General features: G+C 71.5%; 9 protein-coding genes. 5 read left to right on the top strand and 4 right to left on the bottom strand.

The genetic code is table 11. The features are described 5' to 3' along the window. The first annotated feature begins 26 nt into the window (after nucleotides 1–26). The 3 genes from ACZ3OF_RS21350 (at nucleotide 27) to ACZ3OF_RS21340 (ending at nucleotide 4673) form a co-directional block, all read left to right on the top strand. Nucleotides 27–1358, top strand: coding sequence for an MFS transporter (locus ACZ3OF_RS21350; protein WP_361672200.1), 1332 nt, complete (start codon nucleotides 27–29; stop codon nucleotides 1356–1358). A gap of 282 nt (nucleotides 1359–1640) precedes the next feature. Then, nucleotides 1641–3257, top strand: coding sequence for a citramalate synthase (cimA, locus tag ACZ3OF_RS21345; protein ID WP_361672197.1), 1617 nt, complete (start codon nucleotides 1641–1643; stop codon nucleotides 3255–3257). Nucleotides 3258–3326: 69 nt separating this feature from the next. Continuing rightward, nucleotides 3327–4673: a hypothetical protein gene (locus tag ACZ3OF_RS21340; RefSeq protein WP_361672195.1), complete on the top strand. Its 1347-nt coding sequence runs from the start codon at nucleotides 3327–3329 to the stop codon at nucleotides 4671–4673. Nucleotides 4674–4710: 37 nt separating this feature from the next. Here ACZ3OF_RS21340 and ACZ3OF_RS21335 read toward each other — a convergent pair whose 3' ends face one another. The 4 genes from ACZ3OF_RS21335 to ACZ3OF_RS21320 all read right to left on the bottom strand — a co-directional run bounded on the left by ACZ3OF_RS21335 (nucleotide 4711) and on the right by ACZ3OF_RS21320 (nucleotide 10084). Beyond that, nucleotides 4711–6303 carry an alpha/beta fold hydrolase gene (locus ACZ3OF_RS21335; RefSeq protein ID WP_467306197.1) on the bottom strand — a complete coding sequence of 531 codons (1593 nt, stop codon included), beginning with the start codon at nucleotides 6301–6303 and terminating at the stop codon, nucleotides 4711–4713. Then, nucleotides 6300–7718, bottom strand: coding sequence for an alpha/beta fold hydrolase (locus ACZ3OF_RS21330; protein WP_467306195.1), 1419 nt, complete (start codon nucleotides 7716–7718; stop codon nucleotides 6300–6302). The genes ACZ3OF_RS21335 and ACZ3OF_RS21330 overlap by 4 nt, the downstream gene beginning before the upstream one ends. Nucleotides 7719–8157: 439 nt before the next feature. After that, nucleotides 8158–9267, bottom strand: a complete 1110-nt coding sequence (dnaN, locus tag ACZ3OF_RS21325; protein ID WP_361672188.1) for a DNA polymerase III subunit beta — start codon at nucleotides 9265–9267, stop codon at nucleotides 8158–8160. Nucleotides 9268–9475: 208 nt separating this feature from the next. Further along, the gene (locus tag ACZ3OF_RS21320) at nucleotides 9476–10084 is read right to left on the bottom strand and encodes a YceI family protein (RefSeq protein WP_467306192.1); all 609 of its coding nucleotides are present in this window, start codon (nucleotides 10082–10084) and stop codon (nucleotides 9476–9478) included. A 221-nt stretch (nucleotides 10085–10305) separates the two neighbouring features. On the opposite strand from ACZ3OF_RS21320, the gene ACZ3OF_RS21315 reads away from it, so the two are divergent. Both ACZ3OF_RS21315 and ACZ3OF_RS21310 read left to right on the top strand, forming a co-directional pair. Continuing rightward, entirely contained in the window at nucleotides 10306–14151 is a 3846-nt protein-coding gene (locus ACZ3OF_RS21315; protein WP_467306190.1) for an endo-alpha-N-acetylgalactosaminidase family protein, read from the top strand. A gap of 405 nt (nucleotides 14152–14556) precedes the next feature. Then, the coding region (locus ACZ3OF_RS21310; protein WP_361672181.1) for a carboxyl transferase domain-containing protein at nucleotides 14557–14843 on the top strand (287 nt) is incomplete at its 3' end.

Here is a 14843-nt window from a genome sequence, read left to right as displayed (position 1 = left end):
CGTCACCTCCGGCACGGTTCCGGATCATGGGACGAGAGCACTGGAAGAAGATCTGGGTCGGCTCGGCAGGCAACATGGTCGAGTGGTTCGACTGGTTCGTGTACGCGAGCTTCGCCACGTACTTCGCGGGGGCGTTCTTCCCCGAGGGCAATGACACCGCCAAGCTCATGAACACCGCCGGCATCTTCGCCGTCGGCTTCTTCATGCGCCCCGTCGGCGGCTGGCTGCTCGGCCGGGTCGGCGACCGCAAGGGCCGCAAGGCGGCGCTCACGCTCACCGTGACGCTGATGTCCGCCTCGGCCCTCCTGATCGCGATCGCGCCCACGTACGCCGTCGCCGGCTACGGCGGCGCCGCCGTCCTGCTGATCGCCCGGCTCCTCCAGGGCCTCTCGGTCGGCGGCGAGTACGCGGCCAGCGCGACCTACCTGACGGAGGCCTCGGCCCCGCGGCACCGGGGCTTCGCCTCCAGCTTCCAGTACGTCTCGATGACCGCCGGCCAGATCCTCGGCCTCGGTCTCCAGATCGTCCTCCAGCGCACGATGTCCGCGGAGGCCCTGCACAGCTGGGGCTGGCGCATCCCGTTCATCATCGGTGCGCTCGGCGCGGCCGTCGTCTTCTATCTGCGGCGCAACATGCTGGAGACGGAGGTGTACGAGGAGACGGCCGACGACGGCGTGGCGAGCGGCGAGAAGGGCACGCTCACGGCGCTGTGGGCGCACCGCCGCGAGGCGTTCCTCGTCGTCGCCCTCACCATGGGCGGCACTGTGGCCTACTACACGTACACCACCTATCTGACGAAGTACCTCTCGAACTCGGCGGGACTGCCGAAGCAGACCGCCACCCTGGTCTCCTTCTGCGCCCTGATCGTCTTCGCCTGTCTGCAGCCCCTCGCGGGACGGCTCTCCGACCGGATCGGGCGGCGTCCTCTGCTGATCACCTTCGCGCTCGGCTCGACCTTCCTCACGGTGCCGATCATGACGCTGCTCCAGGACGCCGGTTCCTTCTGGCCGGCCCTCGGCCTCTCGCTGCTCGCGCTGGTCGTCATCACCGGCTACACCTCGATCAACGCGTGCGTGAAGGCGGAGCTCTTCCCGACCGGCATCCGCGCCCTGGGCGTCGCCCTGCCGTACGCCATCGCCAACGCCCTCTTCGGCGGCACGGCCGAGTACGTGGCGCTGTGGTTCAAGGACGCCGGGATCGAGTCCGGCTACTACTGGTACGTGGCGGGCTGCGCGGCCGTCTCCCTGATCGTCTACCTGACGATGCGCGAGACCCGGGACATCGACCTCGGGAGGGTCGGCACCGGGGCGTCCCGGCGGGCGGAGCGGACGGCGGCCGACCAGGTGACCGCATCCTGAGACCGGCGTCCCGCGTGCGGCTGGGGTATGGCAGACTGCGAGCGTGCTTGCTACCACCATGATTATGGACAGCAGCGCGCCGGTCCGCAGTGGCCACTGAACCGCGACTCCACCCCCGCGGCAGTGGACACCGTGCCCCAGACCCGCGCGCAGACCTCTCGCACCCGCGAGAGGTTTTTTCGTTTTCCGGCCCCACCGTCGCCGGAAACGGACAGCGCGTGAGAATGGGGGCAAGTGGATCCAGACCTTCCGGAGCCACATCCGACAGGAGCCATCCAAGCCATGACCACGGAGACCGACGAGAGCTCGCGCCTCGACGACAGCTTCCATGTCTTCGACACGACGCTGCGCGACGGAGCGCAGCGTGAAGGCATCAACCTCACCGTCGCGGACAAGCTGACCATCGCGCGGCACCTCGACGACTTCGGCGTCGGCTTCATCGAGGGCGGCTGGCCCGGAGCCAACCCGCGCGACACGGAGTTCTTCGCCCGGGCGAAGCAGGAGATCACGTTCAAGAACGCGCGGCTCGTCGCGTTCGGCGCGACCCGCAGGGCCGGCGGCAACGCCGCCGACGACCCGCAGGTCAAGGCGCTCCTGGACTCCGGCGCCCCTGTGATCACCCTGGTCGCCAAGTCGCACGACCGGCACGTCGAGCTGGCCCTGCGCACCACCCTGGACGAGAACCTGGAGATGGTCCGCGACACCGTCTCCTACCTGTGCTCCCAGGGCCGCCGCGTCTTCGTCGACTGCGAGCACTTCTTCGACGGCTACAAGGCCAATCCGCAGTACGCCAAGGACGTCGTCCGGGCCGCCTCCGAGGCCGGCGCCGATGTCGTGATCCTCTGCGACACCAACGGCGGCATGCTCCCCGCCCAGGTCCAGGCCGTCGTCGCCACCGTGATCGCCGACACCGGCGCCCGGCTCGGCATCCACGCCCAGGACGACACCGGCTGCGCCGTCGCCAATACGCTCGCCGCGGTCGACGCGGGCGCCACGCACGTCCAGTGCACCGCCAACGGCTACGGCGAGCGGGTCGGCAACGCCAACCTCTTCCCGGTGGTCGCCGCCCTGGAACTCAAGTACGACAAGCGGGTGCTGCCCGAGGGCGCGCTCGCCGAGATGACCCGGATCTCGCACGCCATCGCCGAGGTCGTCAATCTGACGCCCTCCACGCATCAGCCGTACGTGGGTGTCTCGGCCTTCGCGCACAAGGCCGGGCTGCACGCCTCCGCGATCAAGGTCGACCCGGACCTCTACCAGCACATCGACCCCGAGCTGGTCGGCAACACCATGCGGATGCTCGTCTCCGACATGGCCGGCCGCGCCTCCATCGAGCTGAAGGGCAAGGAGCTCGGCGTCGACCTGGGCGGCGACCGCGCGCTGGTCGCCCGTGTCGTCGAGCGCGTCAAGGAGCGCGAGCTCTCCGGCTACACCTACGAGGCCGCCGACGCCTCCTTCGAACTGCTGCTCCGCGAGGAGGTGGAGGGCCGCGCCCGCCGCTACTTCCGTACGGAGTCCTGGCGCGCGATCGTCGAGGACCGGCCGGACGGCACCCACGCCAACGAGGCGACCGTGAAGCTCTGGGCCAAGGGCGAGCGGATCGTCGCCACCGCCGAGGGCAACGGCCCCGTCAACGCCCTCGACCGGGCGATGCGGGTCGGTCTGGAGCGGATCTACCCCCAGCTCGCCAAGTTCGAGCTGGTGGACTACAAGGTCCGCATCCTGGAGGGGCGCCACGGTACGGAGTCCACGACCCGCGTCCTGATCACCACCAGCGACGGCAACGCCGAGTGGGCGACGGTCGGCGTCGGGGAGAACGTGATCGCCGCCTCCTGGCAGGCGCTGGAGGACGCGTTCACCTACGGACTGCTGCGTGTGGGCATCGACCCCGCGGAGTAGGCACGGAATCGGTCATAACCTTCGGTCCACAATGTCTCGGAATCCCCCTTTGGGGGTAGTTTCGATGGTATGAGGACCAGGCCGTTCCACCTTCTGTCGGCCCTCGCGGGGCTGGCCATGCTGCTGCTCCTGGTCCTGGCCCCCTCCGCGGGGGCCGGGATCACCGGGATCCCGGACGCCGGAGCGGCCCTGAAGCAGGGGCCGGTCTACGTCGATCCAGGGGCCGCCGACCAGCTCTCGACGGCCCAGGCGGATGCCCTCGCCCAGAAGATCGAGGACGCGGACAAGCCGCTCTTCATCGCCGTGCTGCCCGCGAACAGCGAGTATCCGCCCGAGAACCTGCTGCGCAATCTGCGCACCCAGACCGGGGTGACGGGGCTGTACGCCGTCCGGCTCGGTGACGGGTTCGACGCCGCCGCCGACCGTAGGGTGATGTCCGCGCAGGCCGTGGACAACCTGGTCACCTCCGTGCGCCAGCCCGGGGTGGACGCCGCCACCGAGCTGAACAACTTCGTCGACCAGGCCCTGCCCACCATGGACGGGACCGCCCCCGCCTCCTGGGGCTCGGTCGGCGCCGACAACGGTGTGCCGGTCGGCGGTCTGATCACCCTCGGCGCGTTCCTCGCCGCCGGTGGCGCGGGCGCCTACGCGATCGTCCGCCGCAACCGGCTCCGCAAGCAGGCCGAGGAGCGCGAGGCCCTCGACAAGCTCCGGGTCGTCGTCGACGAGGACATCACCGCCTTCGGCGAGGAACTCGAACGGCTCGACTTCCACCCCGCCGAGGCCGGCGCCGACGACGCGATGCGCGCCGACTACGAGCGCGCGCTCGACTCGTACGACAAGGCGAAGTCCCTGATGGGCTCGGCCACGCACCCGCACGACGTCAAGGCCGTGACCCAGGCGCTGGAGGACGGCCGCTTCTCGCTCGCCGCCCTGGCCGCCCGCCGCGAGTCCCGGCCGCTGCCCGAGCGCCGTCCGCCCTGCTTCTTCGACCCGCGCCACGGACCCTCGACCGAGGACCGCACCTGGATCCCGGCCGGTGGCACCGCGCGCGAGGTCCCGGTGTGCGCCGCCGACGCCACCCGCCTCGACGACGGGCAGGACCCCTTGGCCCGTACGGTCGAGACCGACACCGGCCGCCGCCCGTACTGGGAGGCGGGACCGGCGTACGGCCCGTGGGCAGGCGGCTACTTCGGCGGCGGCCTGCTGCCCGGCCTCCTCGCCGGCACCCTGCTCGGCTCGATGCTCGCCACCCCCGCCTACGCCGGTGAGTACGGCGGAGGCGAGTTCGGGGGCGGCGACGTCTCCGGGGGCGACTTCAACTCCGGCGACTTCGGGTCGGGCGACTTCGGCGGCGGTGGTGGAGGCTTCGGCGACTTCGGTGGCGGCGGGGACTTCGGCGGCGGCGGCTTCTAGGCCGCCGGGCTTCCCCGGGTCACCACCGGGCCGTCCCTCACGGTGCGATCTCGAACACGGGTGGCTGGAGACCGGCGAGACATCCCGTGTCCGGCGCGGTCGGAGTGTCGAAGAACGAGCGGGTGATCCTCTGCGCGCACGGCGAGTCCGCGAAGACCACATGGGCGACGTAGGGGACCGTGACGGCCGTGGACCGGCTCAGCGTACGGGCGGCGTACGGCCCGCTGCTCGGCGCGGTCTGGGCGTCGAACCCGCCGGACAGGACGAGCGTCGGGATGTCGCTGCGCGTCACGCTCCGGATCGAGCGGGGCGCCGCGGGGATGTCCCAGGCGCGGCAGTCCGCGTGCATCCAGCTGAGAAGCGGAGCGTTGGCCAGCACCGAGCGGGGGAACGACGGGAACAGCCGCCGCCCTGCCCGGATCACGTCGGCCTCACTCTCGAACGGTGTCCACTCGCTGCAGAAGACGCCGAAGACGAGCCCGTGAGAGACCCTCCCGATGGCCTGCGGGCTGAGCTTTCCGCCCGCGTACTGCTCGGCGATCCGCTGCGGGTTGCCGTGGGCCAGTTCGTCGATGGAGCGGGGCACTCCGGCCGCGAGATGGCTGGCGAAGGTCAGCCAGTTCACCAGGAGCCCGCCGTCCAGCACGACCTTCACCGGCTCCGGTTGGCCCGGGACCGTGACGGTGGTGGTGACCGGTCGGGCCTCGAGCTCGACCACCAGGCGCTCGAAGGTGGCCTTGAGGTTCGGATAGCGGGTGTTGCAGGCGGACTGGTCCGCGCAGGCCTTGAAGATGCCGTCGAAACCCTCTCGTGCGGCCTTCCAGGTCACGGCCCCGCCGGCCAGGGACGGCGGCAGGACGCCGTCGATGCCGACCGACCGGATGCCCTTCGGGTGCAGACGCATGTACTGGAGCGCCAGGTCGGTGCCGTAGGAGATGCCGAACACGTTCCACTGCCTGATGCCCAGTGCCTTGCGCAGGCCGTCGTAGTCGGCGGAACTCTCGGTGCCGTTGTAGGCACTGAGGTCGGCCCCACGGCGCACCAGCTGGTCACGGCATTTCCGCGTCTCCGCGACGTGCAGGCGTCCGGTGGACGGCGCACCGAAGACGAGATCGAGGGAGTCCGCGGCGAACTCGTCGACGTTCCGGCAGGTGAGCTCCGGGTCGGCCGAGTAGGTCCCTCGCTGCGACATGAAGATCACGTCGCGGTCGCGGTTGAGGCCGCCGCCGACCGCCATCGGGATCTCGGAGACCGCGTCGTCGCCGGGTCCGCCGGCGAGCCAGATGATCGGGTCGGGTGCCGGTCTGCTGGTGACCGCGGGGATGATCGCGACCGCGAGGGTGATCTTCCGTCCCTTGCGGTGGGAGCGCTTCTCGGGAACGGTGAGCGTGCCGCAGCGGGCGCGCGCCAGATCGGGGATCGGGTCCGCCGTCCGCGGGCAGGGTCCGGGCTCGAAGCGGGCGTCGCCCGCCGTCCGGGCGACCGTGCCGAGCGGAGCTCCGGCGTCGGACTCGGCTCGGGCGGGCATCGCGGCCAGGCCGACGACGAGGGCACCGACCGTGGCTCCGGCCAGCGTGGCGGGGAACCGGCGCGGGGCGCGACGGTCGTGGGGCGGGCGGATGGACATCATGCTCTCTCCGGTTCGGGGGTGATGGTGAACGGACCCGGTGCGAGTCCCGCCACGCACCCGGTGTCGGGCGAGGTCGGACGCGCGAGGAAGGAAGCCAGGACGCTCTGCGCACAGGGCGACTGGGGGACCACGAAGTGGCCGATCCCGGGAATCCGCACGGCGGTCGAGCGGGGCAGCGTGCGACCGGCGTACGGTCCCCAGCTCGCGCCCGTCTTCGCGTCGAACGTCCCTGAGATGATCAGCGTCGGCACCTTGCTGTAGGTGGCCACGCGCTGGATCGAGGTGCGGTCCCGGACGTTCCAGACACGGCACAGGTCGTACTCGAAGGGCAGCTGCGGCGCGTGGGCGAGGACCGTGTCCGGCCACCCGGGGAAGGCCCGGCGCCCCGCCTCCAGGACGTCGGACTCCGTGAAGCCCGGCGCCCACTCGGCGCACACCACCGAATGCGTCAGACCGTGGGCCTGGGGGACGGCGGGCGGCGCAGCGCCGGCGGCCTGTGCCTGCGCCAGGCGTTCCGGATTGCCGCGGGCGAGTTCGTCGAGCGCCGCGGGGACCTCGGCGGCCGGCAGGGCGCCGCCGTTGGTGACCAGCAGGTTCACCAGCGCGCCCCCGTCGAGGACGACCTTCACCGGGCTGCCGCCCCCGGGCGGCTGCACCGTCAGCGTCAGGGGGTTCGCCTCAAGGCGCCGGACCTGCTCCGTGAGCGTGCGGGAGAGGTCCGGGTAGCGGCTCTTGCAGCTCGGCTGGGCCTCGCACGCCGCGAAGATCGTGTTGATCCCCTCCTGGGCGCTGTCCCAGGCCCACGGCAGGCTCACGATCTGTGGCGGCACGACCGAGTCGATGGTCACCGAGCGGATCCCGTCGGGGTGCCGGCGCAGGTAGGTGAGGGCCAGGTCGGTGCCGTAGGAGTAGCCGTAGACGTTCCACTTCTTGATGCCGAGCGCCTTGCGCAGGTCGGCGAAGTCCGCGGCGTTCTCGGTGGTGTTGTAGCTGCTCAGCCGGATTCCGTCGGCGGTCAGACGGTCCCGGCACTCCTTCGCCGCTCGTACCAGCAGCCGTCCGGTCGAGGGCGCGTCGTAGGGCAGCCCCACGGCGCTCGCGTTGAACCGGTCGATCTCCGGGCAGGCGAGGTACGGCTCCGAGTAGGGCCCGCCGCGCTGGGTCATGACGATCAGGTCGCGATCCCGGTTCACCCCGGAGTCGATCAGGAAGGGGATGGCTCCGATCGCGTCGCCGCCGGGACCTCCCTCCATGAACACCACCGGGTCCCCGGCCGGTTTCGCCGACGTGGCCGGAATGATGGCGACGGCTAGTTTGATGGTCCGTCCACCGCGGTGCTGCCGGTTCTCGGGCACCTCCAGGACCCCGCACCGTCCGGGGATCTCTTCGGGCGCCTGCGGGCAGGGACCGGGCACGAACCTCGCCGGACCTCCCGGCTGGGGCTCGGTGAAGGGGGGTGACGCGGCACTGCTCGATGTCGTACCGGCCGCGCTCAGGAATGCCAGCCCGGCGGCGACGAGCGCCACCCCGGTGGGCGACCGGCGGGCGGGTCGCGGTGCGCGGCGGTGCTGCACCCGCTTTCGTACGGACCTGTCGCTCCCGCGAGCGAACGGCAGGTGCCCTGCTCTGATGCCCTGCTCCGTCATGTGATCCCGTCTCTCTGACGTCCCCACCCGCCCCGACCGGGGCGACGTCGCGTGGCTCAGCCCGCTGCCGCATGATCGGGGCGGGCACTGCGTACGTCAGCCTGAGCGCGAGGGAGGAGGCCCACCACTCGTGGGCTCCACTTGGGGCGTCGGCGTCACCCCGAGGGGCGGCCGCCACGGAGAGCCGGGGCAGGAGCTGCACCAGGGGCTACACCAGGGGCTTCACCGACATCAGCAGATGCTGGTGGACCCCGTCCTCCCGGTCGGTGATCAGGGCGCGCTGCCCCGGGCCGAGGAGATGGAAGCGGACGGAGTCCGTACCGAAGGAGCCGAGCGCGTCCAGCAGGTAGCCGGGGTTGAAGGCGACCGTCATCGCGGTCGCGCCTTCCAGGAGCGCCGGGAGCCGCTGGGAGGCGACGTCGTCCTCGTAGCCCGCCTGGAGGTGGACGGCGTCGCCGCTGAACGCGAGCTGGACCGGGCTGTCTCCCTCCGCCACCACCGCGACCCGCTTCACGGCCTCGACCAGCGGGGCCCGTTCCGTCACGGCCACAGCGTGCTCACCGAGGGAGAAGAGCTTGTCGTGGCGGGGGAGACGGCCGTCGAGCAGCCGGGTCGTCGTCCGCGTCCCCTCGCTCTCGAAGCCGATCGAGCCACCGTCGAGGGCGAGACGGACGGGCCCCGCCGAGGTCAGGGAGCGGGCGATCTCGGTCAGCCGACGGGCCGGTACGACGACGTCCGCGCCGCCACCTTCCCCCGGCTCGTCGCCCTCCGGCTCCCACTCCAGCGTGCGGACCGCGTAGCGGTAGCGGTCGGTCGCGGCGAGCGTCATCGTCGTACCGTCCAGGGCGAGCCGTACCCCCGTCAGCACCGGCAGCGAGTCGTCCCGGCCGGCCGCCACCGCCACCTGCCCGACCGCCGCCGCGAACGCCTCGGTGTCCACGACGCCCCGGAACGCGGGCAGTTCGGGCTGCGCCGGATAGTCGTCCAGCGGCAGCAGGGAGAGCCCGAAGCGGGCGTCCCCGCCCGTCACCGAGAGCCGCGCCCCCTCGACCGCGCACTCGACCGGCCCCTTGGGCAGCACCTTGCAGATGTCGAGCAGCCGCCGCCCGAGGACGAGCGCCCGGCCGACCCGCACGGTGTCCGCCTCGACCTCGATGCGCGCCGACGCCTCGTAGTCGAGGCCGGATACGCGCAACCGGCCGTCAGCGGCGTCCAGGAGCAGCCCGCCGAGCACAGGGACGGGCGACCGGGCCGGAAGCACGCGGGCAGCCCAGGCCACCGCGTCGGTCAACACACTGCTGTCGATACGGAATTCCATGCCGACGACGCTAACGGCCCCCACTGACAACGGCGCCGACCAGGCGCTCCCGGCGTCCTTCTGCGAGGTCGGGACGGAGTCGGTCGGTTCCGTCGAGGGAGGCGAGGCCGTGCAGGGTGCTCCGGACGAGCAACGCCGAGCGCCCGCCCTCCGTCGTGACGGAGAGGCGGGCGCGCTCGTGGGTGCCCTCGCGGGCGGGGGCCGGGGGTCAGGCGGCGTTCTTGATCGCGGAGATGTCGAAGGTCAGCTTCACCTTGTCGCTGACCATCACACCGCCGGTCTCCAGCGCCGCGTTCCAGGTCAGGCCCCAGTCGGAGCGGAGGATCTCGGCCGAGCCCTCGAAGCCGACGCGCTCGTTGCCGTAGACGTCCGTGGCGGCGCCGTTGAACTCCAGGTCGATCGAGAGCGGCTTCGTGACGTCCTTGATGGTGAGGTCGCCGGTCACGCGGTACTTGTCGCCACCCAGCTGCTCCGCCTCGGTCGAGCGGAAGGTCATCAGCGGGAACTGCTCGGCGTCGAAGAAGTCGCCGCTGCGCAGGTGGTTGTCGCGGTCGCCGATGCCGGTGTCGATGGAGGCGATCTTGACCTCGATCGAGGCGGCCGAGGCGCCCGGGTCCGAGCCGTCGAGCCGCAGGGTGCCCTCGTGCTCGGCGAAGGAGCCGCGCACGTTGGTGACCATGGCGTGACGGACGGTGAAGCCGATGCTGCTGTGCGCCGGGTCGATCGCGTACTCGCCGGTCAGCGCGGCGAGCGCCGGGTCGACGGGGAGGGTGGCGACGGCGGTGGCGGTGTCGTTCTTGCGGTTGAAGATGCCCATGACGTGCTCCTTGGGGACGGTGCGCGGGGGTGGCGCGGAGGCTGTACTTCGTTTCGTTGAACCTTCAACGAGAACGACTGTAGCGCTATTCCGTTCAACATTCAACATCCCGGCGAGATGTTCATCCGCTTGGACTAACCGAAGGGGGTTCTTGGACTGGCGGGGCCGCCGGGACACGATCTCGTTGACGGTGTCCTGCCGAACGGGCCCAACTAGTCCCCATGTCCCTCCCCAAGTCGCCAAGAATCCGTGTGGCCTGCGCGCTCGCCGCCGCGTCATCCGCCGTGTTCGCCCTGTCGGGACCGGCCCTCGCCGAGGAACCCGGGCGTTCGGCCGCCGAGGCCCGCATCGGCTCCGCCCAGCTCTCCGTCGCCGTCGCCGAGGACTTCCCGCGCGTCGTCTCCTACACGGACCGCGCCACCGGCGCCCGCCTCCTCGGCAGTACGGCCCCGGTCACCCAGGTCGTCCTCAACGGCACCGCCCACGCCGTCCGGGTCACCGGCGCCCCCGTCCTGACCGCCTCCTCCGCCGCCTACACCCTGGCCTTCCCGGACCTGCCCGGGGTCGAGATCGACGCGAGCCTGAGCGTCAGCGGCCGGGCCACCACCTTCAGGGTGACCGCCGTCCGGGACACCGAGGCCTTCCGGGTCGGCACGATCGACATACCCGGCCACGACCTGGTCTCCGTCGGCTCCTCGGACGCGGGCGCCGAGACCGCCTTCACCCGGCTCGACCCCGACTCCACCCGTACCGCCGACGTCTTTGCCGGCATCACCGACGCCACCCCGGCCGAGACCACCGCCACCGGCGCGAGCTACGCGATCGTCAACACCGGCTCCCTCGCCGCCGCGGTCGAGTCCAACTCCTCCTACGACAAGCCCTCCGGCCCGAGCGCCCGCGACGGCGCCCGATTCTGGCACCAGGCCCGCAAGCGCGGCACCGAGACCCGCGTCGGCGTCTGGTCCGGCCAGTGGACCTACCGCGGTGAGGGCGCCCCCGCCCCCGAGAAGGGGAAGGACCTTCCCTGGGCCAAGGTCGTCGTCACCCCCGACGCCAACGCCGACGGGACGGTGGACTGGCAGGACGGCGCCCTCGCCTTCCCCGCCATCGGCATCAAGGCCCCCGGCGGCGAGCAGACCCCGGACCGGGTGATCGCCCACATCCCGTTCAACTTCGCCTCCAACGCCACCCACCCCTTCCTGCGCACCCTCGACGACGTCAAGCGGATCTCTCTCGCCACCGACGGACTCGGTCAGTTCGCCCTGCTCAAGGGGTACGGCTCCGAGGGCCACGACTCCGCCCACCCCGACTACGGCGGCAACTACAACAAGCGCGCAGGCGGCCTCGCGGACCTCAACACCCTCCTCAAGGAGGGCAGGAAGTGGGGTGCGGGCTTCGGCGTCCACGTCAACGCCACCGAGTCGTACCCCGAGGCGAAGAACTTCAGCGAGACCCTCGTCGACAAGACGAAACCCGGCTGGAACTGGCTCAACCAGAGCTACTACATCGACCAGCGCCGGGACATCAACAGCGGCGACCTCGCCCGCCGCTTCCAGCAGCTGCGCGACGAGACCGACCCGAACCTGTCGATGCTCTACATCGACGTCTACTACACGCACGGCTGGATCGCCGACAAGACACTGCGGGCCGTGCAGTCCCAGGGCTGGAACGTGGCCACCGAGTGGTCCGAGAAGTTCGAGCGGGCCTCGCTCTGGTCCCACTGGGCCAACGACCTGAACTACGGCGGCGCCACCAACAAGGGCCTCAACTCCCAGATCGTCCGCTTCATCCGCAACGGCGAGAAGGACGTCTGGAACAACCACCCGGTCCTCGGCCAGACCGCCCTGGAGGACTTCGAGGGCTGGACCGGCGAGACCGACTGGAACCACTTCTACGCCAACATCTGGCAGAAGAACCTGCCCGCCAAGTACCTCCAGCAGCAGCGGATCACCCGCTGGGACGGCAACGACCTCACCTTCACCGGCGGTGTCCGCGGCGCCGTCGAGGACGGCCGGCGCACGTTCTACGAGAACGGCCGTAAGGTCCTCGACGGCGAGAACTACCTGTTGCCGTGGGACGGCGGGAAGAAGCTGTACCACTACAACAAGAAGGGCGGGAAGACGAGTTGGGCGGTGCCCGGCACCCGCTCGTACAGCGTCTACAAGCTCACCGACAACGGACGCGTCAAGACCGCGACCGTCCGGCCGAGCGGCGGCACGATCACCCTCGACGCCGTCGCCGGTCAGCCCTACGTCCTCTACCCCGACCGCGCCCCCGAGCCCCGCGACCCGCGCTGGGGCCAGGGCACCCCGGTCGAGGACCCCGGCTTCAACGACGCCGGGCTCGACGCCTGGTCCACGACGGGCGCGGTCGCCCGTGACACCGACGACCAGGGGCGCAACAGCGCCGAGCTCACCGGCTCCGCCGCCGCCTCCGTCCGCCAGCGGATCAGCGGCCTCACCCCCGGCTCCCGCTACACCGCCTCCGCCCTGATCGAGGTCGAGCCGGGCAGGAGCCGCCCGACCACCCTCTCCATCGGCGGGAAGTCGGTCACCGTGGAGCGCTCGTCGATCGAGGACCGGGTCGCCGCGTCCGACTGGAACGGCACTCGCCTCCAGCGCGCCAAGGTCACCTTCAACGCCCCCGCCGGCGGCTCCACCACGCTCGCGATCGAGGCCGCCGGGGGCAGCACGGCGGGCGTCCGCGTCGACGACGTCCGGGTCGTCGCCAACAACCCGGCGACCAGGGCCGGAGCGCTCGCGTACGAGGACTTCGAGGCCGTCGACCAGGGCTGGGGCCCCTTCCTCAAGGGCGACTCCGGAGGGACGACCGACCCCCGCACCCACATCGCCCAGCTCCACGCCCCGTACACCCAGGCGGGCTGGAACGGGAAGCTCGTCGACGACGTCATCGGCGGCGCGGAGTCCCTGAAGTCCCATGACGAGAACAGCGGCCTGGTCTACCGGACCGCGCCGTGGACCGTGCCCATGAAGGAGGGGCGCAGCTACCGCGTCGAGTTCGCCTACCAGTCGAGCCACGCGGGCGCCTACGAGTGGGTCACCGGCTACGACCGTACCAACGGGACCGCGGTCGAGACCCGTCGAACGCCCGTCGGACAGCAGCGGACCACCGGCCACTTCTCCGAGACCGTGACGGCCGGCTGCGGCGACACCTGGACCGGACTGCGCAAGCGCGCCGACGCGCCCGACGGAGCCGACTTCGTCCTCGACTCCTTCGCCGTCACCGACCTCGGCCCGGCGCCCGAGAAGGCCGCCTGCGGCACGCTCGCGCTCGCCGCCCCGGAGACGCTGGAGCCGGGCCGTCCGAACCAGGTCACGGCCACCTTCACCAACGACGAGGCCGGCGCGGCCGACGCTGCCACGGCGACGCTGGCGCTTCCCGCGGGCTGGACCGCCGAGCCGGCCGCAGCCGTGGCGCTCGGGACGGTCGCGGCCGGAGCCGAGGCCACCGCCACGTGGAAGGTGACGCCTCCGGTGGACGCGACGTACCAGCCGTACCCGCTCGGTGCGGCACTCGCCTACACCGTCGGGGGAGAGGCACGGAAGCTGAGCGCCGCCACCACCGTCCGTACGCTGCCCCCGCCGCCCACCACGGACAGCTGGGCGAGCGACCTGGACTGGACCTCGGCCGCCAACGGATGGGGACCGGTCGAGCGCGACGGGTCCAACGGCGAGACGGGCACCGGCGACGGCGGCCCGCTGCGGATCGGGGGAGTCACGTACGCGAAGGGCTTGGGCGCCCACGCCCCGTCGAAGGTGCGCTACTACCTGGGCGGGAGGTGCACCTCCTTCACCGCCGAGGTCGGCGTGGACGACGTCCAGTCCAGCCGCGGCACGGTGCGGTTCGGCGTCGTCGCCGACGGCACGGAGAAGGTGATGTCGCCGGTCCTGAAGGCCACCGACACGGCCTGGTCGCTCACCGCCGACGTCACCGGGGCCTCCTACGTGGAGCTCGTGGCCGACGACGGCGGCGACGGGAACGGCAACGATCACGCGGACTGGGGGAACGCCCGCTTCCACTGCGGAGGCTCCCCGCAGTCCCCGTAGGGCGGCCCCCGGTCCCGTCGCGCCTCCCCGCGCACCCCGCTCGCACGCGCCGCCGGCCCGTCCTGGTTGCGGATCCTCGACAACCTCGCGGAACCGCAAGGTCGTCTGCGTCCCCCTCCCGGGCTGTCGGCCGCGAACCTCCGGCGGGCCGGTACGGTGGGGCGCCTGACGGTCACCGCCCCGCCCGACGGGCCTGGGGATCACGCCCGGGACTGCGGGGGCAACCTACCGTTGTCAGGTGGCGCTGGAGGGGCCTCTGTGGGAACTCCACAAGAGGGAGGGGTGTCCGGCTGTCGACTCGGTCCGTCCGGGAGACGGTTCTGTCTTACTCCACCAGGATTCGACTCAGGAGACTGTACGGAGTCAACGGCAGGATTTCCTTGGTCGGCTTCGTAGGGTCGGTACATGACCGTTGTGGACCAGATCCCGAGCGAGCCGACCGACGCCCGAGGCCGCGTGGCCGAGCTGCACGCCCTGCGCGAGGAGGCGCGGCGCGGACCGAGCGACCGGGCGACCGAGGCACAGCACGCCAAGGGCAAGCTCACCGCTCGTGAGCGCATCGAGCTGCTGCTCGACCCTGGTTCCTTCAACGAGGTCGAGCAGCTGCGCCGGCACCGGGCCACCGGCTTCGGCCTGGAGGCCAAGAAGCCGTACACCGACGGTGTCATCACCGGCTGGGGCACGGTCGAGGG

It is taken from the genome of Streptomyces sp. NPDC022552 (assembly GCF_055561875.1).
The sequence above is the reverse complement of the archived record's forward strand: the minus strand, read 5'-3'. Positions and strand labels throughout refer to the sequence as shown.